Annotated in this window: 24 protein-coding genes; 14 read left to right on the forward strand and 10 right to left on the reverse strand. The window is 34.3% G+C overall.

Features of this window, described 5'->3' with window-relative positions; all coding sequences use genetic code 11:
* Positions 1-55: 55 nt before the first annotated feature.
* Entirely contained in the window at positions 56-214 is a 159-nt protein-coding gene (locus tag UABHE_RS04710) for a hypothetical protein (RefSeq protein ID WP_372369082.1), read from the reverse strand.
* Between the two features lie 288 nt (positions 215-502).
* Here UABHE_RS04710 and UABHE_RS04715 point away from each other — a divergent pair, with 288 nt between their 5' ends.
* The 4 genes from UABHE_RS04715 (at position 503) to UABHE_RS04730 (ending at position 3,570) form a co-directional block, all read left to right on the forward strand.
* Entirely contained in the window at positions 503-1,168 is a 666-nt protein-coding gene (locus UABHE_RS04715; protein ID WP_372369083.1) for a type II secretion system protein, read from the forward strand.
* Between the two features lie 67 nt (positions 1,169-1,235).
* Positions 1,236-1,838, forward strand: coding sequence for a hypothetical protein (locus UABHE_RS04720; RefSeq protein WP_372369084.1), 603 nt, complete (start codon positions 1,236-1,238; stop codon positions 1,836-1,838).
* Between the two features lie 45 nt (positions 1,839-1,883).
* Entirely contained in the window at positions 1,884-3,236 is a 1,353-nt protein-coding gene (locus UABHE_RS04725) for a sigma-54-dependent transcriptional regulator (RefSeq protein WP_372369085.1), read from the forward strand.
* A 34-nt stretch (positions 3,237-3,270) separates the two neighbouring features.
* Positions 3,271-3,570, forward strand: coding sequence for an FHA domain-containing protein (locus tag UABHE_RS04730; protein ID WP_372369086.1), 300 nt, complete (start codon positions 3,271-3,273; stop codon positions 3,568-3,570).
* A gap of 37 nt (positions 3,571-3,607) precedes the next feature.
* On the opposite strand, the gene UABHE_RS04735 is transcribed toward UABHE_RS04730, so the two are convergent.
* Complete coding sequence (locus UABHE_RS04735; RefSeq protein WP_372369087.1) at positions 3,608-4,087, reverse strand: hypothetical protein; 480 nt, start codon at positions 4,085-4,087, stop codon at positions 3,608-3,610.
* A 150-nt stretch (positions 4,088-4,237) separates the two neighbouring features.
* Between UABHE_RS04735 and UABHE_RS04740 the strand changes: the two genes are divergently transcribed.
* The 5 genes from UABHE_RS04740 (at position 4,238) to UABHE_RS04760 (ending at position 11,716) form a co-directional block, all read left to right on the forward strand.
* Entirely contained in the window at positions 4,238-6,148 is a 1,911-nt protein-coding gene (locus UABHE_RS04740; protein ID WP_372369088.1) for an ATP-dependent helicase, read from the forward strand.
* The gene (locus UABHE_RS04745; protein WP_372369089.1) at positions 6,141-6,965 is read left to right on the forward strand and encodes an FHA domain-containing protein; all 825 of its coding nucleotides are present in this window, start codon (positions 6,141-6,143) and stop codon (positions 6,963-6,965) included. The genes UABHE_RS04740 and UABHE_RS04745 overlap by 8 nt, the downstream gene beginning before the upstream one ends.
* Positions 6,966-6,970: 5 nt before the next feature.
* Positions 6,971-7,786 (forward strand): rhomboid family intramembrane serine protease, encoded by an 816-nt coding sequence (locus tag UABHE_RS04750; protein WP_372369090.1) that lies wholly within the window; start codon positions 6,971-6,973, stop codon positions 7,784-7,786.
* Between the two features lie 84 nt (positions 7,787-7,870).
* Complete coding sequence (locus UABHE_RS04755) at positions 7,871-10,582, forward strand: 2-oxoglutarate dehydrogenase E1 component (protein ID WP_372369091.1); 2,712 nt, start codon at positions 7,871-7,873, stop codon at positions 10,580-10,582.
* Between the two features lie 153 nt (positions 10,583-10,735).
* Positions 10,736-11,716: a hypothetical protein gene (locus UABHE_RS04760; RefSeq protein WP_372369092.1), complete on the forward strand. Its 981-nt coding sequence runs from the start codon at positions 10,736-10,738 to the stop codon at positions 11,714-11,716.
* Between the two features lie 292 nt (positions 11,717-12,008).
* On the opposite strand, the gene UABHE_RS04765 is transcribed toward UABHE_RS04760, so the two are convergent.
* The 4 genes from UABHE_RS04765 to UABHE_RS04780 all read right to left on the reverse strand — a co-directional run bounded on the left by UABHE_RS04765 (position 12,009) and on the right by UABHE_RS04780 (position 15,999).
* A complete protein-coding gene (locus UABHE_RS04765; protein WP_372369093.1) occupies positions 12,009-13,535 on the reverse strand; it encodes a sulfatase-like hydrolase/transferase in 1,527 nt (508 codons plus the stop codon).
* A gap of 278 nt (positions 13,536-13,813) precedes the next feature.
* Positions 13,814-14,446 carry a lysophospholipid acyltransferase family protein gene (locus UABHE_RS04770; protein ID WP_372369094.1) on the reverse strand — a complete coding sequence of 211 codons (633 nt, stop codon included), beginning with the start codon at positions 14,444-14,446 and terminating at the stop codon, positions 13,814-13,816.
* A 9-nt stretch (positions 14,447-14,455) separates the two neighbouring features.
* Positions 14,456-15,403: a phosphatidate cytidylyltransferase gene (locus UABHE_RS04775; protein WP_372369095.1), complete on the reverse strand. Its 948-nt coding sequence runs from the start codon at positions 15,401-15,403 to the stop codon at positions 14,456-14,458.
* Complete coding sequence (locus tag UABHE_RS04780; RefSeq protein WP_372369096.1) at positions 15,400-15,999, reverse strand: CDP-alcohol phosphatidyltransferase family protein; 600 nt, start codon at positions 15,997-15,999, stop codon at positions 15,400-15,402. Before UABHE_RS04780 ends, UABHE_RS04775 begins: the two co-directional genes overlap by 4 nt.
* A gap of 194 nt (positions 16,000-16,193) precedes the next feature.
* On the opposite strand from UABHE_RS04780, the gene UABHE_RS04785 reads away from it, so the two are divergent.
* Entirely contained in the window at positions 16,194-16,763 is a 570-nt protein-coding gene (locus UABHE_RS04785) for a TetR/AcrR family transcriptional regulator (protein ID WP_372369097.1), read from the forward strand.
* 116 nt (positions 16,764-16,879) lie between these two features.
* Here the strand turns inward: UABHE_RS04785 and UABHE_RS04790 are convergent, their stop codons facing one another.
* Positions 16,880-18,070: a DEAD/DEAH box helicase gene (locus UABHE_RS04790; protein WP_372369098.1), complete on the reverse strand. Its 1,191-nt coding sequence runs from the start codon at positions 18,068-18,070 to the stop codon at positions 16,880-16,882.
* Between the two features lie 401 nt (positions 18,071-18,471).
* Positions 18,472-18,891 (reverse strand): Rrf2 family transcriptional regulator, encoded by a 420-nt coding sequence (locus tag UABHE_RS04795; RefSeq protein WP_372369099.1) that lies wholly within the window; start codon positions 18,889-18,891, stop codon positions 18,472-18,474.
* A 444-nt stretch (positions 18,892-19,335) separates the two neighbouring features.
* Between UABHE_RS04795 and sufB the strand changes: the two genes are divergently transcribed.
* From sufB to grxD, 4 genes are read left to right on the forward strand one after another with little or no spacing between them, the layout of a single operon-like run.
* Positions 19,336-20,772 carry a Fe-S cluster assembly protein SufB gene (sufB, locus tag UABHE_RS04800; protein ID WP_372369100.1) on the forward strand — a complete coding sequence of 479 codons (1,437 nt, stop codon included), beginning with the start codon at positions 19,336-19,338 and terminating at the stop codon, positions 20,770-20,772.
* 4 nt (positions 20,773-20,776) lie between these two features.
* On the forward strand, positions 20,777-21,538 hold the full coding sequence (sufC, locus tag UABHE_RS04805; RefSeq protein ID WP_372369101.1) for a Fe-S cluster assembly ATPase SufC: 762 nt from the start codon (positions 20,777-20,779) through the stop codon (positions 21,536-21,538).
* Between the two features lie 12 nt (positions 21,539-21,550).
* Complete coding sequence (sufD, locus tag UABHE_RS04810; protein ID WP_372369102.1) at positions 21,551-22,822, forward strand: Fe-S cluster assembly protein SufD; 1,272 nt, start codon at positions 21,551-21,553, stop codon at positions 22,820-22,822.
* A gap of 13 nt (positions 22,823-22,835) precedes the next feature.
* Positions 22,836-23,150 carry a Grx4 family monothiol glutaredoxin gene (gene grxD / locus UABHE_RS04815; RefSeq protein WP_372369104.1) on the forward strand — a complete coding sequence of 105 codons (315 nt, stop codon included), beginning with the start codon at positions 22,836-22,838 and terminating at the stop codon, positions 23,148-23,150.
* 156 nt (positions 23,151-23,306) lie between these two features.
* Here grxD and UABHE_RS04820 read toward each other — a convergent pair whose 3' ends face one another.
* Both UABHE_RS04820 and UABHE_RS04825 read right to left on the reverse strand, forming a co-directional pair.
* A complete protein-coding gene (locus UABHE_RS04820; protein ID WP_372369105.1) occupies positions 23,307-24,902 on the reverse strand; it encodes an ABC transporter permease subunit in 1,596 nt (531 codons plus the stop codon).
* 10 nt (positions 24,903-24,912) lie between these two features.
* Complete coding sequence (locus tag UABHE_RS04825; RefSeq protein ID WP_372369106.1) at positions 24,913-26,538, reverse strand: ABC transporter permease subunit; 1,626 nt, start codon at positions 26,536-26,538, stop codon at positions 24,913-24,915.
* Positions 26,539-26,541: the final 3 nt, after the last annotated feature.

The raw sequence follows: 26,541 nt of genomic DNA on the forward strand, positions 1-26,541 counted from the left end.
TATATTTTTATCTGTATTGAATGATAACACGCCCTAATAGCACAAGCTATTTACTTTAGAATATTTGCTGAACCGTAATTCGTTTTTTGACGCCGTCTGCTTTTTTGATAGATAAAATAAATGACTGTTGTTTTTTAAACTTCTTTTTGGTGAGTATAAATTCTTGGTGTTCGCTAGTATTGAGTGTTTCCAAAATTTCCAATATATCGTCCATGCTAAACTCCCTAAAAAAATTAAGCTTGCGGCTTATAAGTTACTCTTTAGAGAAACTTCAATTGGTCAAAGTTCCTGAAAATTTTATTTTATGATGAATGAAGTGCTGTTAGCGGTCTAGAGTAAAATTTGCAAAATAAATAGTTTACACCCAAAAAAAAATTGCTTTTTTTTTGGGAAGAAAATATAATGGGTTATATATATATATTATATATCGTAAACATATTTTTTAACGCTCACGCAACTACCTTATTTTATGTAGAGCATGTGGGCAAGATAGGAGATTCACATGAAAAAAAGAGGATTTACTCTAATAGAACTATTAGTTGTAATAGCTATTATTGGTATTCTGGCTGCGATGTTGTTACCAGCTCTTAGCCAGGTAAGTGAAAAAGCTAAGCAATCTAAGTGTAAAGCTAACTTAAGCCAATTCGGAAAAGCATACAATATATTCTTACTTGATATCGGACGTCAAGTTCGTTATCCAACCGGTGCTGATGTTGCTGGTTCTGGTCTTGGAGCAAATGGTAGTATGTTTATTTTTGCACTATACCTAGAAAAAATATTGATTGAGCCAGAAGTATACCTATGTCCTTCTACTCCAGACCTTAACTCTAGTGATCCAGCTGTAATAAACGGAGACCAACTAGACGTTGCTAACATGGAAGATCCAGGTAACGCTCCTGGTACTGCAGCAACACCAGATACAGTAGAAGAAATTAGTTACGCTGGTCGTATGAACCAAGACCAAAATGCATACCCTGGTATTTTCCGTCCAACCGAAGAAACCACTACTACTCCAATCACAACTGATGACTGGAATGATGGTTTTGTTGAAAACCACGAAAACGGTCAAGTTATGGAATTCTTATTCCTAGACGCTCACGTTGATCACCAAAGACGTGCTGCTGCTGACTGGGGTGGACAAGATATCATGGATACAATTGCTAACTAGTTTTAGCTAAAAACTATACAAAAATGCCAGGAATGTTCCTGGCATTTTTTATTTCAGGAGAAAATACGTGCTACTTAGATTTTTAATATGCAGTATGTTTCTACTGGGTTGTTACCAAGTAGAAAGAGAAAAAGTAACTCATCTTTCATCATCAGAGCCTGAAGTTGAAAAAATCTATCGCATTAGATCAAATAACATTCCTGCTGGATATGCTCATAAATACTCTTGGTTAAACAAGACAAACAAAACGAGAAATCACTTTTTCGTTTATGATTTACGAGGTAATTTAGTTGGTTATGTAGGTAACGATGGCCATACAAAAAAATACGACCATGATCGCGAAGTAGCTATGGGCAATTTTGACTTCAATACAGCTCTCCAACGTATTTTTGATACCAATAATATTAGTTACTCGGTTAGTGAAAAAGCCAATCGTAGCAAAAGCAACAAGCGTTCACCTCAAAAAGCACGTGAGCAAGCAGATGAAGAAGATGATGACTACGAAGAAGATGACGACTACGAAGAAGATGATGACTACGAAGAAGATGATGACTACGAAGAAGATGACGACGATGAAGATGATGACTACGAAGAAGATGATGATTATGAAGATGAAGATGAGACTTCTGAAGATGAGGACGAAGACGATTACGACGATGAAGAATTTTAGGTCCAAACGCTGTAATCAAAATTTAACACTAGCTGGAACAAAACAATGACAAATATTCTGATTGTAGATGATGATCAAGGTATACGCAAAACGCTTGAAATGGTTCTTTTATATGAAAATTACCATGTGGATAAAGCAGCAAATGGTAAAGAAGCTCTCAAATTATTAAAGAAAAAATCGGATATTGATGTTGGATTAGTAGATATCAAGATGCCCGGTATGGACGGTCTTGAGTTGTTAGAGATAATCAAGAAAGAATACCCTGATATTGAAGTCATTGTTATTTCTGGAAATGCTGAAATTCCTATTGCTGTAGATGCTACTAAAAAAGGTGCTTTTGATTTTTTAGCAAAGCCTCTAGATCAAGATAGAGTTCTTATTACTATCCGTAATGCACTGAAGAAGAAAAAACTATCGAGACAATGTAAAGAATTGTCACAAATTGTGAATGATGATCCTCAAATATTGGGTAATAGTAAAGCTATTCTCGAAATTCTCGATACAGTAGAACGTGTAGCTCCGACAGAAGCGAAAGTTCTTATTACGGGAGAAAATGGAACAGGTAAAGAATTAATTGCTCAAGCAATCCATCACAAATCTATTCGTAAAGATGCACCTTTCATAGAAGTAAACTGCGCGGCAATTCCTGAAAGTTTGATTGAAAGTGAACTGTTTGGACACGAAAAGGGAGCGTTTACTCACGCACATGAAAAGCGCAAAGGAAAGTTTGAACTTGCTAATAAAGGAAGTTTATTTCTCGATGAAATCGGCGATATGAGCCTGACTGCTCAAGCAAAAGTACTGCGAGTGCTCGAGCAAGGAAAAATTACACGCGTAGGTGGTGCCACCCAAATAGATGTAGATGTTCGTATTATTGCTGCAACAAATAAAAATTTAGCAGAAGAAAGCACTGAAGGTGGTTTTCGTCAGGATTTATTTTATAGACTTAATGTTGTTCCTATACATTTACCACCATTAAGAGAGAGACTTGCTGATATACCAGTAATTGCTAATTTTTTCCTCAATCGTTTTGTCAAAAAATATAAACTGCCTGCGAAAACACTAGAAAACACCGCTATTAGTAGTTTACAGTCTTATTCATGGCCAGGAAATATTCGAGAGCTAAGAAACTTAATCGAAAGAGCTGTGATTCTGGCTAAATCAGATATAATTACAAATAAAGATATTAATCTTTACACCAACACAACATCCTCTAATGATTTTATGTTTAATTCAGAAACATTCGAAGACTTTAAAAAAGTGTCTGAAAAAGCTTTTTTGTCTCAAAAATTAGATGAAACGAATTGGAATGTAAAGAAAACAGCCGAAATTTTAAAAATGCAACGCAGTAACTTGTACAAAAAAATGGAAAAATATGACCTAAATAAACCAAACTAGGACATTGTGTTTTAATGGTTGAAAAGGATGCTGTATGAAAATTGGAAAACTCAAGGTAATTCAGGGAGAAGGCGAAGGTCTATCCTGTACAATAAATGACGGTGATGAAGCTTCTATCGGACGAAATCTAGAATGTTCTATTCCAATTCCAGATATCAAAATGTCACGTATTCATTGTATTGTTCGTAATGTCGGGGGAGCTTTCGAAGTTTTAGATAACAACAGCCAAAACGGTACCTGTGTTAACGGAAAAACAATAACATTTAGATACGATTTAAAAATTGGGGATATTATTCAGATTGGTGACACTAAAATTGAATTTTCGTATGAATAAGTTAGTTTTGGAACTTCCTGTTGGAAGTTCCAAAAACCTATTTTGAGTAGGCCTCTAATTTTGCTAAAAAAAGCTTATATTCATCGACAGAAATTTGCTGATCGACGAACATATTATTGATATCTTGTCTTAACTCAGCAAAAATTCTTTGCCACTTTTTAGTTGAGTTCTCGTTGTAGTTTATTATTAGATTTTGTAAAGCTATTGATACTTCTTTATGTCGTTGTTCTAATATTCGCTTTTTTATTTGCGCTTCATCAAAACTAGCTTCACCTTTTTTACCTTCATACTCAATTTTATACTCTTGATCTTCTGAGAATTGGTAGTGTTTTTCGGAGGTTAAAGAACTTGACAATTGCGAAGAGTAAAAGTTTAGAGCGTATATTGTAACAGTCTTTTTCTTCCAATAAAAAAGACCTGTCGCAATCATAATAATGACTACAAAAATAATAAAAATACGCATAAGAAAACTCAAGAAGCCTTTTTTCTTTTTCTTTTCATTTGATGGTGTTTCCATCTGAATTACTTCCATAAAAGTTGAATTAGCTGTCCATAATTTTTTTATGTTAGCTATTTTTCTACAAATTGTCAATAGCAGCATATTTTTTTATTTGAAGAAGGGAAGAATGAGACAAAGGCGTAAAAATCTAACTCTCATTATTAATCGATGAATTTTTTACAGGGACTCAATAAACCACAGCACGATGCTGTGAATCATGATGAAGGCCCACTTCTTATTTTAGCTGGACCAGGTAGTGGAAAAACGCGCGTCATTACACATCGAATTGCACGATTAGTCTCAACAAAAATATACTCTTCTCAGGTACTAGCACTTACTTTTACTAACAAAGCTGCAAAAGAGATGCTAAAACGCGTTGAAAGTTTGACAAATTATAATATTGGTTGGATCACGACATTTCATTCTTTTTGTTCGAGAATTTTACGCAAAGAATGCACGGCAATCGATTATCAACCCGATTTTACAATCTACGATGCAGATGACCAAAAAAAAATTATAAAACAAGTTCTTACAGAACTGGATATTGATCTATCTATAGGTGTAAGTAAGTATCAATACGCTATTAGCCGCTATAAAAACCACGGAAAATCCTCGCAAGAAATACTTGAATCCAAAAATTATTGGGATCGACTCATTGGAAAAGTTTATAAAACATACCAAGAGACGCTACATCGAAATAATGCTTTTGATTTCGATGATCTATTATTAAAAACACTTGAACTTTTCCAAAAAAACGAGGATATACTAGAGTTTTATCAAAATAAATTTCAGTATATACTTATTGATGAATTTCAAGATACAAACGAGCCTCAATATCAAATTGCAAAACTACTAGCACAGGAACATCAAAATATTTGTGCAACAGGAGATCCTGATCAATCCATCTATTCCTGGCGGGGAGCAAATATTCAGAATATTTTAAATTTTGAAAGCGATTTTCCTGATGCAAAAGTGATTAAACTAGAGCAGAATTACCGCAGTACAAGCACTATATTAAAAGTGGCCGATAGTCTAATTTCGCACAATACTTTTCGCAAAGCAAAAGAATTGTGGACAGAAAATGGAGAAGGAGAGTCGGTTAAAATTGTTCGTGCAGACGATGAAAGGCACGAAGCGGAAATGGTACGCCGTAAAATACAACAGTCACGTAGTGATTATTCACTTTGTGATATTGTTATTTTTTATCGCACAAATGCTCAAAGCCGTATTTTAGAAACAGAACTTGTTGAAGCCAATATTCCTTATACGATTGTTGGTGGTCTTGAGTTTTATAAACGGGGTGAAGTTAAGGATGCTCTTGCTTACCTCAAATTTATGGCAAATCCTGTTGATGAAATTTCTTTGTTTCGCATAATTAATAATCCTCCTCGTGGTATTAGCAAAAAATGTTTAAAATGCCTAATCGAAATTGCTAGAGAAAATGATATAAGTATTTGTGAGGTGCTTGAAGCTGAAGCGCTGTGGACTCGTATGACAACGCGACAACAAAATTCTTTGCGAAAATTTATGGGAATAGTTACGCGACTTAGAGGCAAAATGGACCTTCCTATTTCACAATTTATTGAGTTTGTGATCGAGGAAAGTGGATATATGAATCATGTTAAGAAAAATGACGAAAAGAAAGAAGAAGAACGCCAGGCAAATATTCTTGAACTCCTAATTTCTGCAAAAGAATATGAAAAAATACATAACGATGCAAATCTTTCTAACTTTTTACAGCATATTTCATTACTAACAGACAGCGGAAAAGATACTGCTGATCAAGATCATGTTACATTAATGACTTTACATGCGGCAAAAGGACTTGAGTTTCCGATTGTTTTTATTGTGGGGGTTGCAGAAGGTATATGTCCACACAGCCGAAGTGAAACGCAAAATGAAATAGAAGAAGAACGGCGATTATTATTTGTAGGTATAACAAGAGCAAAGAAAATTCTAACAATTAGTTATAGTCGAATTTCTTCGCGTGGAGACACGTATGGATTTCGCAATTCACCATCGCGTTTTTTGAAAGAAATTCCTTTGCACTTAATTGAAAGAGATACTCAATATGACTGATGCACAACTTACTGTACTAGAAGGACTAAGGCATCAACTTAATCAAGTGTTCCTATTACCTCAAAATAAAACGCGTTTACTTGGCCGTTCAAGTGTGTGTAATTTTCGCGTTGATGATCCGCTTTGCTCTTCGTTGAATTTAATGATCACAAGTCAAGGAGGTGTCTTTTATATTACGGATTTACTCTCCGCAAATGGTGTATTTGTCGAAGGTGAACTTGTTGAGCATCATCAATTACAACCGCAACAGAAAATAAGAATTGGTAAAACAATTTTGCAATTTTCACTTTTCGAAAGTGAAGAGGATGACAAAGATTATCTTACAGGAGAAGAACCTGCTTTACTACAACCATTAGTTGAAGAACAACAACCTTCCGTTCCCTCTACAAAAGATTCAAAAACAATACCTCTTGGCCGTAAAATTAAAAATACTAAAGAATTGAGTATTCTAAGGCTTGCAATTCGCTATGAACTTATTACTCATAAGCAAATTACGCAATTACTTGACAGCGCAAAATCAATTGTAGCCGCTTTAACAAAAAAAAATATCATTTCGCAGCAAAAAATTGATGAGCTTCTTTGTGAGCATCGGTTTAATAAGATACTGCATAAAGATACTGTACTAGGTAAGCTTGCGATATATTATGATTTTGTTTTAGACAAAGAAATAGAAGAATGCTTGCTTTTACAAAGAAAAGCATATGAGAATAATAAAAAAATACCGCGTCTTAGTGAAATGATGGTCGAAAAGAAATATATTTCTATACAACAAAACAATAAACTAGTAAAAATATTAGCTCAACAACGCTATGGATAATCTCTATGAGAAAAATCGGTAAACTAGAAAATAAAAAAAGTGCTGAAAAGCTAAACAATTACCTCTTAAGTAAAGAGATTGATAACATTATCAAGTCTACTAACGAGAAAGAATATGTTCTTTGGATAGAAGATGAAGATAAACTAACGGAAGCCAAAAAAATTTTTGGTGAGTTTATACAAAATAGTGAAGATCCGCGATATACAAGTGTCATTGTTGACAAATCACCTAAAAAAAAGCGTGCTAAAAAAATCACGTTGGTTCTTGGACCTCGTTACCCTTATCTAACACAAGTGCTTATTTTGACCTCTGTGATTGTGACAGCTTTATTTCATTCTCCTGAATTAAAAGAAATGCGTATTCCTGAAAATGTGTTATTGTGGAGAAATCCGTTTAATGGTTATTATTGGACGCTCATTACTCCTATATTTGTCCATTTTGGTGTTTTGCATTTGCTTTTTAATATGTTAGCACTACATCACTTAGGATTTTTAATAGAAGGAAAACAAGGGACTATTTTTTATTTAACTCAGGTAGTTGTGATTGCGATTATATCTAATGTGGCAGAATTTGTTATGAGTCCTAGTTACTTTGGCGGAATGTCAGGCGTTCTTTATGGACAGTTTGGTTATCTGTGGATTCGTGGTAGGCTCGATAAAACTAGAGATTGGGATATTTATTTAACTGATAGTGTTATTAAGTTTGCCATAATATGGTTTTTTCTATGCTGGTTAGTTATACCTGACATTGCTAATTATGCCCACACTGGCGGATTGTTGTCTGGTATGCTATGGGGTTATCTCGCAGCCCAAGAATCCTAGAACCAATTACAGAATTATAACAGACTCTTAGGCATCTATCCTTGAAAATCATATAAATTTAACATCTTTGAAAAGGAAGGAATAATGAAAAATTCTTCATTTGTTATGCAAGCTCATCCTGAATATATAGAGTCATTATACAAGCAATATTTACAAGACCCTAACGCGGTTGATAGCGATTGGCAAGCTTTTTTTCAAGGTTATGATCTTGGCAATCGCGAAGTAAGCCTTGGGCAAAGCTCGCAAATTCACAAAGAAATAAAAGTTTTGAATCTAATAAATGACTATCGAAAACGCGGGCATTTTTTCACCGAAACAAACCCTGTGCGTGAAAGACGTAAATATTTACCTTCTCTAGGTATTGAAAGTTTTGGGCTAACGAAAGAAGATTTAAGCAATAAATTTGAAGCAGGAAGTGAAATAGGTATAGGTCCTGCGACTTTGGAGAATATTATTGCTCATCTCAATCAAACATATTGTAGTTCCATTGGTGCAGAGTATATGTTTGTAAGAAGACCGGAACGAATTAAATGGCTACAAGAAAAAATGGAAAGTTCAAAAAATACTCCCAAATTTTCTCTTGCAGATAAGAAACATATACTTACGAAACTTACTAATGCTGTTGCATTTGAAAACTTTCTGCACACCAAGTATATCGGCCAAAAAAGGTTTTCTCTTTCGGGTGTAGAGTCTGTAATTCCAGGTCTTGATACAATTATTGAAAAAGGCGCAGAATTAAATATCGATGAGTTTGTTATTGGTATGGCACATCGCGGTCGCTTAAATGTTTTAGCAAATATAATGCAAAAAAGCTACTACGAGATGTTGGCTGAATTTGAAGGTAGTGCAGCACAAGATGCGGTTTTTGCAGGTGATGTAAAGTATCACATGGGGTATTCAAGTGATGTGAAAACTCGTTGTGACAAAAATGTTCACTTAAATTTAATTCCAAACCCTTCGCACTTAGAAGCTGTTGGCCCTGTTACCCAGGGTGTCGTACGAGCTAAAATAGATAGGCGTTATGGAGGTGATGCAGGCAAAGTGGTGCCAATTCTTATTCATGGTGACGCCGCTATCGCTGGTCAAGGTATTGTCTACGAAGTAAGCCAAATGTCCACACTTCCAGGATATCATTGTGGTGGAACTATTCATGTAGTACTCAATAATCAAGTTGGTTTTACTACTAATTATATGGAAGGACGTTCTAGCACATATTGTACTGATATTGCAAAAGTAACTCTTTCCCCTGTGTTTCACGTAAATGCTGATGATGTGGAGGCCGTTGTTTTTGCTATTCAGTTGGCAATGGAGTATCGTCAAACCTTTCGTACAGATGTATATATTGATTTGCTTGGTTATCGTAGATATGGACATAATGAATCTGATGAACCGCGATTTACACAACCTAAACTTTATAAGACAATTGCGAAACATCCAGACCCTTGTAAAATTTATGCAAAAAAGCTACTAGAAGAAAAAACTTTTTCATCAGAAGAGATTAAAAACGTCGAAAAAGATTATCGTCAAATGCTACAAGAGAAACTCGATATTGTCAGACGCGAAGAAGGTGCAAAGTCTACTTATACTTCTTTTAAAGGAGATTGGGCTGGCTATCGTCGTCCAAATAGTAATGATTTTCATGATTCACCGCAAACAGGTATTTCTCTCAAAGATTTGCGTAAAATGGGTACAAACATCTTAACTATTCCTGAAGATTTTCAAGTAATACCTAAGATTAGAAGAATCTATGATACCCAAAAGAAGTTACTCCTTAAAGAGGGTAAATGCGATTGGGCTGTAGCCGAATATCTTGCATATGCCTCGCTTTTGACCCAAGGTTTTCCTGTACGCTTAAGTGGTCAAGATAGTAAACGTGGTACTTTTGCTCATCGTCACAGTGTTATATTACGCGAAGATACAGAAGAACAATACATTCCCTTAAATAATGTAGCGCTTGATCAAGCGACTTTTTATGTATATAATTCGCCTTTATCTGAGTATGGAGTGATGGGGTTTGAGTTTGGATATGCAAGCGCTAATCCAAAAACCTTAACAATATGGGAAGGACAGTTTGGCGACTTTGTAAATGGAGCGCAAATAATTATCGACCAATTTTTATGTTGTTCAGAAACAAAGTGGAAGCGTAATAATGGACTTGTTTTATATTTGCCTCATGGTTATGAAGGTCAAGGACCAGAACATTCGTCGGCACGTATGGAACGTTTTTTAGAGTTATGTGCCTATAATAATATGCAAATTGTGAATTGCACAACAGCAGCGAATTTTTTCCATGTACTTCGCCGTCATGTTCTTTTTCCATTCCGTATGCCGCTTGTTATTTTTACTCCAAAAAGTTTATTACGTGGTGTAACAAGTCAAAGTCCAATAGAGGATCTTGTTACAGGAAAATTTCAAATGGTCATTGATGATCAGATAGAAAAACCACAAAAAGTAAAAAGAGTTCTACTCTGTAACGGAAAAGTTGCTTATGACCTTTTGAAACACAGAAATGAAAATAAGAAAGAAGATGTTGTTGTTCTACGTCTTGAACAACTGTATCCTTTTCCACAAGAAACATTACAAGCGATTTTTGATCAATACAAAAATGCCAAAGAATTTATTTGGGTACAAGAAGAGCCTGAAAATATGGGCGCATGGTCTTATATATTGCGTAAATGGCCTTATTCTTCACAAATCAAGCTAGTCTCACGTCATGAACTTTCTGCTCCAGCAACAGGATCTAATAAACAACACAAAATAGAACAACAAGAACTTGTTGAAAAAGCTTTTAAGTAAATATTTTTAGAACTGATTTTTTATGGAATCTTTGTAACAAAAACGCAAAAGATTGTAGGGATATCCTTTATGGGTGTTCCTACATCTTTATGATTACTCTCATACCAGGGCGTGCATCTTTGTTTTTATACGAAAATCAAAAAGGAGAAGTAAATGAAAATTTTGGTTTTAACCTTACTCTTTGTTAGTACATTAGTGGTTGCTGATGATAAATGGACTATAACTATAGAGAATAACCCTGATATCAAAAAACATGATTTGACTTCAGTATTTGTTGCAGGAAAGACTGCTTTTGCAGTAGGAAAAAAAGGAACCATTTTGCAATACAAGGACTCTGTTTGGCGTGTTTTTGACAGAGTCACTGCTCAAGATTTAAATGGAGTATGCGTCGATTTAATCGAAGGCGAAGGCACTACAGGATATAATGTTGCTGTAGTAGGAAATCAAGGTACTATTCTATATTACTACAAAAACTTACCTATGACTCCAGAATTAAAGGAGATGATAGGAGACGAATACCAAGAAGATACCAATGAAGAAAAATGGAAGGTTATGAACAGTGGGACACAGCAAAATCTCCATAGTGTTTCCTGCAGTATAAGTTACATTATCGCTGTGGGAGATCAAGGGACTGCTTTAAGCTTTGCTCCATCTGATCCTGAAGATGGCTGGGAGAAATTACAAAGTAACTCACAGGCAGATCTTATTAGTGTATGTACTACAGCAGAGAGTTTCTTAGCTGTAGGTAAAAAAGGGACTATTCTTAGATACAAAGAATTTTCTTGGAAAAGTATAGAAAATTTACAGACCAATACACAAAGTATTTATTCAGATGGTCTTGCTACCTATATTTTGACCAATAACACACTGTCTTCCTATAACACAAAAAAACGAATTCCAACACCAAAAGATCTACATAACTACGAGGCGTTTTTTAAATTAGGAGACCATCTGTTTCTTTCTGGTTCTAATAACCAAAAAGAAATCTCTTTACAAAGTCACTATGACAATTCTTGGAAATTATTAAACAGTGGCTCTACAATCAACAGTATCCATGGAAATAGTAACTTAATTTTTGCTGTAGGAAATAATGGAGTCATTCTGAAGATAACACCTCGAAAAAACGTAAAGTAGATTTTTTCAAACTCATAGACAATTAAAGAAAACGCTTAAATTGTCTATAGTTTAATTAATTTAACATTGTCCAGTTAATTAAACTATGGATGATTGACAGAGTTAGATATAAAAGGAAAATGATTGCAAAAAAAATTGAACATGATAAAAAAAACAAAAGGCTGCTAAGTCTCACAGCATATATTTTAACAATAAAAGCCTATTGCATTTTCGACAGAGAGTTCCTCTTTGATGATTTTTTTACCATTTTCACTGCATTGATAGTTCCCTACCTTTTAAAATCTTTTAAAAATCATTTTCTCCCAAAATCTTCTTCAGTAATTTTTATAAAATTGTATGGATAAGCCCAGCTGGCGAAATAGCTTTCGTCAGGTAGTAAGTCTAATTTTAATGAAAAGTAGTCGTTAAGTATAATGCGAAATGAATTTACAGGGCTAATTTCTGGGTATAAGTTTTGATATTTTTGATTTGGAAAGTAGTATGCATTGAGAATATTGAACTTTTCATTAAGGTTTGTTGCTTTGTGATTTTTCCAATTGGTTTGGAGTGACGGACCATGATCAGCTTGAATTATAATAATGGAATTGTGAGATTTTTTTAGGATTTTATTAATTGTGTTTTGTAATTTCTGATTTAAAAAATCTACTTGATTACGATAACCTTCTATGTACCACTGAACATTTTTTCCCTCTTTCTTTTCATGATCTTTTAAAGAAAAAGTATGTTGAGGAAGGTTTCCTTGTCGATCAAAAACAAACGGTGGATGAGGGCACACCAAATGAGCAAACACAAACTTTGGTACCGGATTTCGCAAATTACCCATTTTATCTAAAGTATACAAAATTCGTTTGCGATGTGCGGTATGATTGTCTTCGACAATTAAATTAAGAATAGGGGCATAACTTATTTTTACCAGTGGTGTTGTATTCATCCATACTTGTTGAAATTCGCTAATTGAATATTTATTGGGAGCAAGGTAATAGTCAGCATTTGTTAACTCAGTACCTGAATATCCAGTTGAAAATGCCCAAAATTGATAACCTTGTTTTTTTAAAAAACGCGTAGTGCTATTGTTGCGAATAAGTTTTTTCAAAGGTGTTCGACTACGATAATCTTCGCCCAGTTGTCGTTGTAAAAAATCAAGATAGGCAAGATTTAGTGAAGATGCTAGCGAAAGGTATGTTTGAGGATAATTAGAACGCGATTTATCAGCGACAAAAAAACCCTTATCGCGTAAGAAAGATAAAAATAGCTTATTATCGTAATTATAAATGCTTTTTAAGGTATCATTACGGGCATAACCATCCATGATAATATAATATATATCTGGCTTTTGTGATATATTGCTTTGTCCGTTTTGAGCTACATGTTGGGATTCGAACGTTTTTGTTGCATAAACAAACCACAAACAATTAAACAATGATATGATGACAAGTATAGCCGAAGAAATATTTAAAAACGATGTGACATTTTTAAATTTGCGTTCTGTTTTCCAAGACAGATATAAAGCGACCAAAAATAAACAGATTTGCAAGTATAGCAATAATTGATATATGTTAGGAAGTCCCCATAGATTTTTAACTAAATTAAAAATATGGCCAAAACTAAAAAACAATACCAAAAATAGAGAAACTAACACACCTGATTTTTCTAGGTCTTTTAGCACTAACAATAAAACTCTCCAAAGCACAGAAACAAATAAAACTGTTATAAGAAGAGGTAAAACCGTTTCGCTTACATTTGTTTGATCAATATTGTGCTGGAATAAGAATAAAGTTGGAAATATTGCCAGTAACCATGGATGGAAGATTTTTCGCATTAAATATTCCTTTTTTCAAGAAAATCGTTTAGCTAGTAGAGGATGAACACTCAAAATTATAACATTTTGTGGTGCATAGCGCTATATAGGAACATTTGATTTAAAGTAGGCTTTGTCGACATTTAAAAATCGCCCGATCTTATCCTAAAATAAAGACCATTCTCTGATTTATCACTACTTTTATAACTATTTGCTTTAAAAGAATAGAATTTTTCAGGATCAGGATTGTAGTCTATATTTTTACTCGCTAAGTTCTAATCGACACCTAATAAAATCCCCTATTTCCAAATTGGGAAATTCCCTTGCTTCTTTAAATTGTCTATTGATTTTCGTATGGAGTTAAGGAATATTTGTTTTTCACCATTCCACATAATTTTTTCACCTACAAATACATCGCAAAAAAATGGGACGGGTAAACATGATCCTTTTGGTAACGTTTTTCCAAGACCATGCATGTATACTGGATGTACGGGAACATGTGAATAATTTTCGACTAAGCGCGCAATGCCAGATTTAAATTCAGCCATTTCTTCGGGTTTGCCTCTTGTTCCCTCTGGATATAAAATCAAAATTTGTTTCTTTTCTAAAGCCTCGTAACAAGGTTGCAGCAAGTCTTCTCCTTCTTTTGTTCTTTTTCTTTTAATAGGGACAATCCCCAAAAAATTTTGGCTCAACCAACTAAAAAATCGATTACGACAAAAATAATCCATAGCAGCAACTGGACGCATTTTTCCAAGTAATTTGCCTGGCGCAAGAGTCATAAGCACAAGTGTGTCTAAATGACTGTTGTGATTAGCCACAATGATAGCAGGACCTTGTTTAGGGAAGTGCTGGTAGTTGCGAATATTTAATCCGAGACCAATTAAAATAATAGGCTTTATGAAAAAATAGAAAAACAAATACTTTAACATTTTCTACTCCTAAAAATTGGGGATTAAATAAGAAGTAAAATGGAAAAATAGGGGAGCTGTATAAGTTAAGCTATCCAAGCGATCAAGTATTCCTCCATGACCGGGGACAAGTTGGCTAGTGTCTTTTATCCCTAGATCGCGCTTAACAGCTGACATAGTTAAGTCTCCAAGAAAACCTGAAAATGCAATAATGGCACCTGCAACAATAGAGTTTTTAGTGTTGAAAAAGGTTAAGTATGGTGCTAAAAGCCATGCAAGCGTTATTGTTGTTGCTACTCCTCCAAGAAACCCTGCCCAAGTTTTATTAGGACTCACACTCGGAATTATTTTACTACGTCCAAAACTTTTACCCCATATAAATTGTGCTATGTCGTTTAATTGTGTTAATATTACCAGATAAAGAACTAGTCCTCCTCCACCAGCAACAGGATTAAATTCAAGGGGAAAAACAAGCATATAGGCCATGTGCCCAATAGTAAAAACAGTTATCATTAGTCCCCACTGCAAAGTTCCAACTGCTTTTAGAAAACCATTTGTTTCGCCGATAAGAACCATTTTGGCTGCCAACCATAAAAACATATAAACAGGTATAAATATAATAAACATGTCATACCAGTTCATCATAATCCAATAAGTTTGCACGGGAATTGCTGTATACGCCCAAAATATGACACGGCGATCGACGCTCCTTGTTGGAATGATAGATAAATACTCTTTGAAAGCCAGAAAGCTTACAAAAGCCATAAACCACAAAGATATGTTTTTATTGAGTGTCATGGCTAGAGCAAATACACTTGCCATTACCCACCATGAATGAATACGCATTTTTAACTCATCGTAATTTTTTTGTGGATGGAATTTCTGCAGTAGTATTGTGATTAATGTTGATAGAAGCAGTAGGCCAAAAATACCGCCCATCATTAATAATATATTTTGTGGAATTTGAGAAAGATTCATTGTTTACACTCCTTTAGAGCATTTTGAGCACGGTTAATAATGGTCAATATCAAAAGCATTGTAACTACGACTAAAATTGTAAAAATCCAATTTTCAGGTAAAGCACCTACAACTAAAAGTAACGATAATAAGCCAAACATGAAAGCGCGATCACTTTTTCCCATTGGACCATCGTACCTGCGACTAGCTCCTATTTGAACAGCAATAACTCCCATCATTTCAGATATTACAGAAAGTAAAACGATAATTACTATCAAAACAGTTGAAAAGCCTGTGATCCAGGCAAAAGGTAAGTATAAGGCTGTATCAGATATAACATCTCCTATTTCATTTAAAATAGCACCAAGTTTACTTTGCATATTGTGTTCTCTAGCAAGCATTCCATCGATAGCATTTAATGCCATGCGTATAAATAAAAAAATAGGAAGTAGAACAAGCCCAATGAAAGTATTTGTGTAGAGAATAACTCCGACCAGACAAGACAAAAGCATAGCAAAAATGGTAATCTGGTTTGCTGTAATTCCTATTTTTGCCACTCCTTGTGTAATAGGTCGCAAAAAGCTTTGAAATTGTGATTTTAATTTATAAATACTCATGAGTTCTCCAGTAAATTAGCGGCTGATTTTTCGTTTCATTTATAGTGCTTTTAGTTAGAATGGAATGCAAAATCCGTCAATTAATGAATGAATGTTTATTTATTAATACGTTAATATTTATTTGTTTGTTTGATAAAATAATAAAAATTGATATTTTGGTTTTATGATTGATACTTTAGTTTGAGAGGAAAAAAATGGCAAGACCCATAGAAAAAAGAGATACAATTGTGCGCTCAGCACTGGAAGTGTTTGTAGAAAAGGGCGTAGATGGAACAACTATTCAGGATATTGCAAATCACGCAAATGCAGCTGGAGGAACTTTATATCGTTATTTTCGTAGTAAAGAAGAGCTAGCACAAAGCATTTTTTTTGAGAATTTATCTTTGTTTATGTCTGAACTAAAAAAAGCTATTTTAAAAGAAAAGCATACAAAACAAAAATTGTATGCTATGGTCGATAAATTCTACAATTTTTTTGAAAATGACAAAGTGCTATATTCTTATTTGTTATTATCTGAACACAATTTTGCCAAAAAAATGACAAAAAACTATCAAACTCCCGTAGATCTCATTATTGAAGTAATAAATAATGGTGTCGCAAAGAAAGAAATTTTTTCTAAGGACAGTGTTTTCGCCGCAGCTTTCGTTTATGGTGCTGTTGTGCGTATAACTTATTTTAAGATTTATGGTCGTATTCATGAGGATCTTAGTATTTATAAAAACCGTGTTGTTGAAGGTTGCTGGGCATTTTTACAAAACGAGTAACTGAGTATCGCGTTGAAAATCGAATGTGTTTACTTTTATTAAGTATGATAAGAAATAAACAGTTATTTAAGTATTGTGATTAATACCGATATTTATGTTTTATACGTTAGATACCCTTAGTATCTTGATTTTCTCTTAGGACCGCGCTTATTGTATTTTCTTGAATGTTCGCTAGATCGTGCTTGTGGTGTTTCATCACCAACTTTGATTAATTTAAACTTTGAAGAAACCAATTTTTCTAAATGCTTCAAGCAAGATAAGTCTCCGTGAGTAACAAAACTCGTGGCTAAACCGCTTGAAGCAGCGCGAGCAGTACGTCCAATACGATGTATGTAATCTTCAGCACTACTAGGAAAATCGTAGTTAATGACATGCTCAATGTTTGCAACATCGATACCTCGTGCGGCGATGTCCGTTGCTACTAAAATATTGAATTTGCCACTACGAAAACCTTCCATGGCGATTTTACGTTGTGCTTGCTCATAGTCACCGTGTAAACGTGCAACATTGTTATTCAGTGCTGAGATGCGACGAGCAAGTTGATCTACCTTACGCTTAGTACGTGCAAATATAAGTACACGTTGCGATTTTTTGCTTAAAATATCCATAAGTAGCAATAATTTGTCTTGTTCGCTAACGCGAAATAACTTTTGTTCTGCACGCGTAGCGGTCATAGTTCTACCTATTTCTATACGCTGAGGAGAACGCATGTTACGTCGTATCATTTGTTCTATTTTTTTAGGCATTGTAGCGGTAAACATCATTGTTTGGCGTTCGCGGGGTACAACTTCTAGAATTTGCTGAATTTGAGGTAAAAAACCCATTTCGTGCATATGGTCTGCTTCATCAATAGTAAGAATTTCTATTTTTGAAAGGTCGACGCTACGCGAATAAATATGATCGATGAGTCGCCCTGGTGTCGCGACTAGTATATTTGGCCATGATCCTAATGCTTTTACATCTTCTTTTATGGGTATACCACCAACTAAAAGGGCAACGCGCGCTCCGCTAGATTTTCCAAGTTTGCACAGCATCTGAGATATTTGTTCTGCTAATTCACGTGTTGGCGCAAGAATTAAGGCAGCCATATCCATTTTTTGGGCAACTTTTTGGATAATAGGTAGTGCAAAAGCGGCGGTTTTACCTGTACCTGTTTGGGCTAAACCGATAATATCTTTGCCAGTAAGCGCTACTGGAATGCACTGTGCCTGAATCGAAGTAGGATTTTGAAATCCCATTGCTGCGATGTCTTTTAGAATATTTTCATTTAGTTTATAACTGTCGAATTTTGTGTTTTTCAATTTCAAGAGAACCTCTTTTGTTAAAGTATTGGGTATAGTTGAATCTTTCAATATATTGGTTTAGTACGTTAGTTTTGTACATTGTAATACTCCAGAGTACTAGATGCAAACACTGCAAGTTTGAGAAATTGAGCTATAGTTTTGGAGCTCATTTAAGTTTGTAAATCGTAGTGAATAATAAGCACTAGAAATGTTTGAGAGGAACGTTTGCGTTGTTTGCAAGATGCCAAGGAAATGAAAGAGCAAAATTGAATTTAAGTGATCTAATTTGATAGGAGGAATGTAAGCATTCTATTAAGGTTTAAAACAAACTTTCAAGACCAATTAAATTACAATAGAAATTAATTTTTTTTATTTTAATTAAAATTTGAAACATTTGCAAATAAAAAATTTTAAGGCACGGTGTTTTAGGCTTTCTTTACAGAATGATTTTTATTCTGTAAGTCTTTAAGAGTAATAGAACTAAAGAAATTGCTAAGTTCATTTTGCAGGGACAACATGCTATTTTTGATATTGCAGTCGATATTTTGTGGACATTCGCAGTCATCTACACAATCAACTATTTTTACCGGCTTGTGAGTGGCATTTATTATTTCAATAACACTTATATTGTTTAAGGATTTTATTAATCGAAAACCACCTTTTACTCCCTGGATAGACTCGACAAGAGAATCTTGCGCAAGTGCATATAGAACTTTACGTAAAAGTTCTTTTGGTATAGAGAATTTTTCAGAAATTTCTCTTACAGAAAACACTTTATTGTTTTCTTTTGCCATATACAAAAGTGCCATAATTGCATATTCTGTTTTCTTGTTTAACTTTAACATAAAGAATTACTCTTATATTTGATGGTTTTGAAGTACGTGGATTTTCGTTTCTTAAGTCTTACTACTTCCTAAAATAACTCATGTTATGTAAAAACCTAAATGCTACCATACCTAAGTATTAACTTTATAATAGGTTCTTAGTTGAATAAACTTGACTATTTTAGTCTCAATTAGGTACAATATAACACATCGATATTTAATTTTAAAATAAATATTTTCTTGATTTTAAATGTAAAATTCAGTAATAACTTATATCAAATAAATAGGGTGTGTTAGCATGCCTTGAATATATAAAAATTTTTTTACAGTAAACGTGACTATTTTAGTCCAGTTTATTAGGGTTTGCCTCGTACCATTTACAATTAAAATCGCTGCACTTCAAAAATACAGAGGCTGATCCTAAACTTAATAAATAATACTTTATGATTGCAAAAGAGATTTAACATGTCTAAACAGCAAATAGAAGAACTTGCTACAAAGGAGTATAAACACGGTTTCCACAGCGATATAGAAACGGAACTTGCTCCCAAAGGTCTATCGGAAGATATTGTAAGACTTATTTCCGAAAAAAAGCAAGAGCCTCAGTGGATGTTAGATTGGAGATTAAAAGCTTTTCGTCACTGGCAAACAATGACAGAGCCGACATGGCCAAATGTAAAATATCCGCCTATTAATTACCAAGAATCGTACTACTATGCTGCTCCTAAAAAACACAAACCCCTTGAGAGCTTAGACGAACTTGATCCAAAGATAAAGGAAACATTTGACAAGCTAGGTATTCCCTTGCTAGAGCAAAAAAGGCTTGCTGGGGTAGCAGTAGATGCTGTAATTGACAGTGTGTCAGTGACCACAACATTTAAAGCGCAACTCGCAGAAAAAGGTATTATTTTTTGCTCTTTTTCTGAAGCTCTTCAAGAGCATCCTGAACTAATCAAAAAACATATTGGTAGCGTAGTTCCTTACACCGACAACTATTTTGCTGCTTTAAATTCTGCGGTGTTTAGTGACGGCTCTTTTTGTTATATTCCCAAAGGCGTAAGATGTCCAATGGATCTTTCAACATATTTCCGCATCAATACACCAAATACTGGGCAATTCGAACGTACTTTAATCATTGCCGAAGAAGGCAGTTATGTTAGTTACCTCGAGGGATGTACAGCGCCGCGTTTTGCCGACACTCAATTACACGCTGCTGTTGTTGAAATTATTGCTGACAATGATGCTGAAGTTAAGTATTCTACAGTGCAAAATTGGTATCCTGGAGATGAAAATGGCGTAGGTGGAATATATAACTTTGTAACTAAAAGAGGTATATGTCAAAAAAATGCAAAGATTTCTTGGACGCAAGTAGAGACAGGGTCTGCTATTACTTGGAAGTATCCAAGTGTTATCTTAAAAGGAGATAATTCTGTAGGAGAATTTTACTCTGTTGCTGTTACAAACAATCATCAGCAAGCGGATACTGGAACAAAAATGATCCACCTTGGAAAAAACACAAAAAGTACAATCATTTCCAAAGGAATTTCAGCGGGAAAAAGTCATAATTCTTATCGTGGACTGGTGAAAGTAGCTAAATCGGCTGACAAAGCTCGTAACTTTTCGCAATGCGATTCTCTCCTCATAGGTGATCGTTGCGGTGCTCACACTTTCCCGTACTTAGAAATTAGCAATAAAAGTGCAAAAATCGAACACGAAGCAACTACGTCAAAAGTAGGCGAAGATCAATTGTTTTATTGTGCACAAAGAGGAATTGAAATGGAAGATGCTATAGCTCTTATTGTCAATGGCTATTGCAAAGAAGTATTAGAAGAACTTCCTGTCGAATTTGCTTTAGAAGCGCAACAACTTTTAAAAATCAGTTTAGAAGGTAGTGTAGGATAGAAATATGCTAAAGATTAAAAATTTACACGTATCTGTTGATGGCACTGAAATACTACGAGGCTTAAATCTCGAAATTGCTAAAGGCGAAGTGCACGCTATTATGGGACCAAACGGCTCAGGAAAAAGTACATTAGCAAATGTACTTTCAGGAAAAGAAGACTACGAAGTCACTTCAGGTGAAATTACATACAACGGACAAGATTTACTTGAAATGTCTATTGAAGATCGCGCTCGCGAAGGTGTTTTTATGGCTTTTCAGTACCCTGTTGAAATTCCTGGGGTAACGATGATTAATTTTCTAAAAACAGCGCTTAATGCCAATCGCGAGTACCACGATGAAAAGAAGATGGGCGCGCGCGAAATACTGAAACTTGTTCGTGAAAAAGCGAAACTAGTTGAAGTGGATGATGATTTTTTGCGTCGTGCTGTTAATGAAGGTTTTTCCGGCGGTGAGAAAAAGCGTAATGAGATTCTACAAATGGCTGTTCTTGGATTTAAACTAGCTGTTCTCGACGAAACAGACTCTGGTTTAGATATCGATGCACTGCGTATTGTTTCAGCTGGAATCAATCAGTTACGTAATAAAGATAACGCTTTTATCGTTGTTACTCACTACCAGCGATTATTAGATCATATTGTGCCTGACTTTGTGCATGTTTTACACAAAGGTGTTATTGTGAAATCGGGTGATAAGGGTCTAGCTTTAGAACTAGAAAAACAAGGTTACGCATGGCTAAAAGAAGAGGCCGCAGCCGCTTCTTCATAAGAGAGGAATATTATGAATACAAAGCAACATTTTATCTCTCTTTTCGAAGGGATAGAACAAAGTGACTCTCCATTACAGCCTGTTCGCAAAGAAGCAATAGAAACATTTTCGCAATTGGAATTTCCAACAAAACGCAACGAAGAATGGAAGTACACAAACATAAATCCTATTGTGGAAAAAAATTATTCTTCGTCGCCAAAAAGTAATGTTACTCAAGAAAAAATAAACGAGTATTTGTTAGAACAAACACCAACAAATGTCTTGGTTTTTGTGAATGGTTTATTTTGCGAAGAACTTTCTAAGATTGAAAAGCAAGAAGGCATTGTTATTTGTAACTTAAATACAGCTCTTGAGGACCATCGCGAAAAAGTAACTAAGTTTGTAAAAGAGACAACAAATAACAAAGAGATATTTTCAGTATTGAATACTGCGCTACTCCAAGATGGTGTTTTTATCCACGTATCGCAAAACAAAGTAGTGGAAAACCCTATCTTTATCTTAAATATTTCTGATAGTAAAGAACCGTTTATTCATAATGGTAAAAACATTATTGACGTTGGTGAAAATAGCCAAGTTAGTATTGTAGAAAATTATCACCATATCCAAGATGGAACTTACTTCAACAATATAACTACCAATGTTTTTGTTGCGCAAAATGCTCATGTCTACCATACGCGTTTGCAGATGGAGAGCAGAGAAGCTTACCAAGTAACTGCTCTGAATATTCATCAACAAAAAAATAGCACTTATACATCTGTGAATCTAGATCTTGGTGGTGGAATTATAAGAAACAATATAAATGTTGACTTGCAAGATTCGCATATCGAGTCAAATTTATATGGTCTGTACTTGGGAAAAGACAAACAATTAATAGATAATCACACCTTTATCGACCATGCAAAACCACATTGCAATAGTAACGAATTGTACAAAGGTATTTTAGATGATAGAGCGCGCGCTGTTTTCAATGGTAAAGTTTTAGTTCGCCAAGATGCGCAAAAAACCAACGCTTTTCAATCAAATCAAAATATATTACTAAGCGAAAATGCTGGAGTTGATACCAAGCCACAACTAGAGATCTTTGCGGACGATGTAAAATGTAGTCATGGTGCTACTGTGGGCGAGTTAGACAGTGGTGCAATGTTTTACTTACGAGCAAGGGGTATTGGCGAAAAAGAGGCACATATTCTGCTAAGACAGGCATTTGTTGCAGAAGTGTTACAGTTTGTAAAACAAGAGTCTTTGCGCGAAAAATTAGAAGATATTGTAATGAATCACTTTTAGAAAGGTTAGCAAAATGAGTCGCGATGTAGAAAAAGAAATAAAAGCAACAGTAGAAAATAACAATGTTGTTCTTTATATGAAAGGAACAGCACAACAACCAATGTGTGGTTTTAGTGGTCAAGCTGTCGCTATGTTAAAAGCATGTGGAGTAACCGAATTCGTAGATTTCAACGTTTTGGAAGATGATTTGACTCGCCAAGGCATCAAAGATTACAGTGATTGGAAAACTATTCCGCAACTGTATGTAAAAGGTGAGTTTGTTGGTGGAAGTGATATCATGCGCGAAATGTATGACTCAAAAGAATTGCAAGAATTGTTGAAAAAATAGTTTTATTTCAATCTTGCGCAACTTATTATAGAAGCATATTTGACACTGTCGAATGAAGGGATAATTTCAGTTGTGTAAAAGAAATATTATCTTTTGCGATGCCCTTACTTCGTTTTGCGTGAGTCCTCTTCTTAAAAAGAGGACTCGGCATCTGTTTTAATCACAAATTCTAATACACTTCTTACTACTCAAATATAGAGCTGTAAACGACAACAGAGCAATTATAATAAAATAGATCAGAACTTCGCCCATCATTTCCGCTTCTATTGAAGAAAAATAAGGATGTGGGATATGGCTATTTATCACGCATAAAAAAATAGAAACAGGGCTAAGTAATGCTAAAGAAGGATAGTTTCTTCCAAATAATTCGTATGAAAATGCGTAGACTAACATCGGTAGTGCACACCAAGTAATTAAAACAGCTAAAGCAATAAAAATCATCTTCCTATTGTTCTTAAAAACCAGTCCTAACCACATCATTATCCATTGTAAACTAAAAAAAATCAAAATCGTAAAAATGCAGCCGTTTATCCACTTCGTTTTTAAAATACTATAATAGTAGGTTCCTAGAGTTGTTATCTGAAAAAGATGTGTACAAACAAGAAGTATTGTGGAATATGTTGTAAATTTTGTAAGTGCTAACACTTTTTGAAAAAAAATACTCCTAGTGCTGATTGTTGTTGTAAGAAGTATTTCCCAGGTTTCTTGTTTTATTTCGCGTTGAAATGTTGTAGCGCTTTTTATTGTAATATATAAAATTGATAAAACTACGCTCAATAAATATATTGAAATAATTAGTATATTGAGTATTGAGAAAGATTCAGAGATAATAAGGTCTATTGCAATAAGTGTTCCTATTACCATGACTACAAATATTGATAATCCTCCGTAATTATTTAAGTTTTCGCGCCATACGATAGGTAAACGAATATGGAATTTGTTATTTTTCTTTGGTAAAAATTTGTAGTAAATTTTGCGTGTTCGTGATTCTTGATTAGATTGTGTCTGCTGTATTAAAAAGTATCTTGCACCTATAAAAGCAAACAAAACTGTAATCCAAATAGGCAAAGTATAAATAAAAATATTAAGATTAGTTACAAGGAAATTATCGAAATAAAAATAAAAACCTGGGGGAAAAAACAAAGTTATGCTGTAGTTGCTTATAGAAGAAAGTAAGCTGTAAAATGGTAAAGCCGCGTAAAGTATAAATCCATAAATATAAGTTGCTACTATGGCTGTTATTGATCTTTTACAGTAGCAAGAAAAAAATAAGGCTAGTGTTGCTACTTGTACAGTTGCTAAAAACTGAATATAAAGTGCTAAAAAAATCTTTTGGTTTGTCACTCCTCCCAGCAGATAAGTCATATACATTATAGGAAATGACATCAATAAAAAGCCAAACATTGAGAGTACTAAACCGAGGAGTTTTTCAAATAGAATTAAGCTTGGGCTAAGCGGTGTAAGAAGTAGTAAAGATAAAGTACGCTTTTCTTTTTCATTTGTAATGACATAGGAGCTTACCATAGGTAGGATAATAAATATAGCACCTATATTTACTTTAAATATATTTTCTAATAACCAGTGTCCACTTCCTAGAACTTGATAGACATTATTATGATTGGAATAACTAGACCAACTGACTAAAAAAACAGCGTAGATACATATCCCATATAGAATACGTAGTAAATATATACGCTTTGTTGAAGCGTACTCAATCAATTCTTTTTGCAATAATGGAAATATTGATATCAATTCTTGTTCCTCAATCACAAACTCGAATTTGTTTCTTTCCAGAAAAATACGCCCCTAGAAATGAAAACAAAGTGATTATTGCAAAGATAATGAAAGCTTTATCCATAAGACCATATGCGTTATAATAATAGTTAGTATGTTGGCCTTCTATTACACATGAAAAAATAGTGACAGGGCTAAATATTGTCAAAAAATGAAGCCGCTCATATCTTCCTCCAAACATCTCATATAAAAATGTAGGTATGCACATAGGTAATGCGCACCAAGTAATAAGAATTATCAAGGCAATAAAAACTACTCGCTTATTGTTCTTGAAAATGAGTCCCAGCCAAGTCATTGTCCACTGGATACAGGAAAAAATCAAAATAGTAAACGTACAACCATACACCCACCGTGTTTTCATCGGTATTTTACCATAAGTGTAATGATCTAATACATTTCCTATTGCGCATACGTGAAAAGTATGTAAACAAATAGGAAGTATAGAAAGATATATTGTATATTTCGTAAGGGTTAAAGCCTTTTGAAAAAAAATACTTCTAGTGCTCATTGTTGTTGTGAGAAGCACATCCCAAGTCTGTTGTTTGACTTCGCGTTGAAGTATTGTTGTGCTTTTTATTGTAACGCACAAAGCGACAAAAATTAAGCTTATGATATATATTGAAAGTACTATTAAATTCAGTATTGTTAAAGATTTTGAGACTATAAGAGATATTCCGAGAATAGCTACTATTATCATAACCACAAGCATCGAAAATCCCCAGTAATTATTTGAATTTTCACGCCACAATATAGGCAAACGGATACGTAGACTATCATTTTTTATCAACGTAAATTCGTCGCTCATTTTAGTTGTTAGTGACTTTTTATTAATGCGTTGTGGGTAACGTATCAGAGTATATCTTGCGCTTATAAAAGCAATCGAAATTGTGACCCAAGTGGGTAAAGTAGAGATAAAAATGCCTATAGCTAGACTAATATCAATAACACCGTTTTTGACATAAAAATAACACTCGGGGGGGAAGAAAAAGTTTATAATACCACCGTTTACTATAAATAAGTTATAAAATGGCAAAATACTGTAGAGCGCAAAACAACAAAAATAAGTTGCGATAATAGCTCTTATTGATGTTTTGCAATAGCAAGAGAAAAACAAACCTAATGCTGCCACTTGTAGTGTGGTTAAGAGTTGAGAATAGAGAGATAAAAAAATCTTTTGATTGGTTACTCCTCCCAGCAAGTAAGTCATATATATCACCGGGCATGACATCAATAAAAAACTAAACATTGAAAATACTAAACCAAGAAACTTTTCAAAAAGAATAAATCCTGGACCCAACGGTGTAGAAAGTAGTAAAGATAATGTACGTTTTTCTTTTTCACTGGTGATGATACAAGAACTCATAATCGGTAAAATTATAAATATAGCTGCTATGTTTGCTTTAAATATACTATCGAGTAACAAGTATCCACTTCCAAGACTCTGATAAATATAACGATGGCTTGTGTATGGAGACCAACTTATAAGAAAAACTGTGTAGATACATATTCCATATAGAATACGTAGCAAATATATACGTTTTGTTGAAGCGTACTCAATCAATTCTTTGTGTAATAATGGAAATATTGATATCAATTC

The organism is Candidatus Uabimicrobium helgolandensis (assembly GCF_041508025.1).
GTDB lineage: Bacteria > Planctomycetota > Uabimicrobiia > Uabimicrobiales > Uabimicrobiaceae > Uabimicrobium > Uabimicrobium helgolandensis.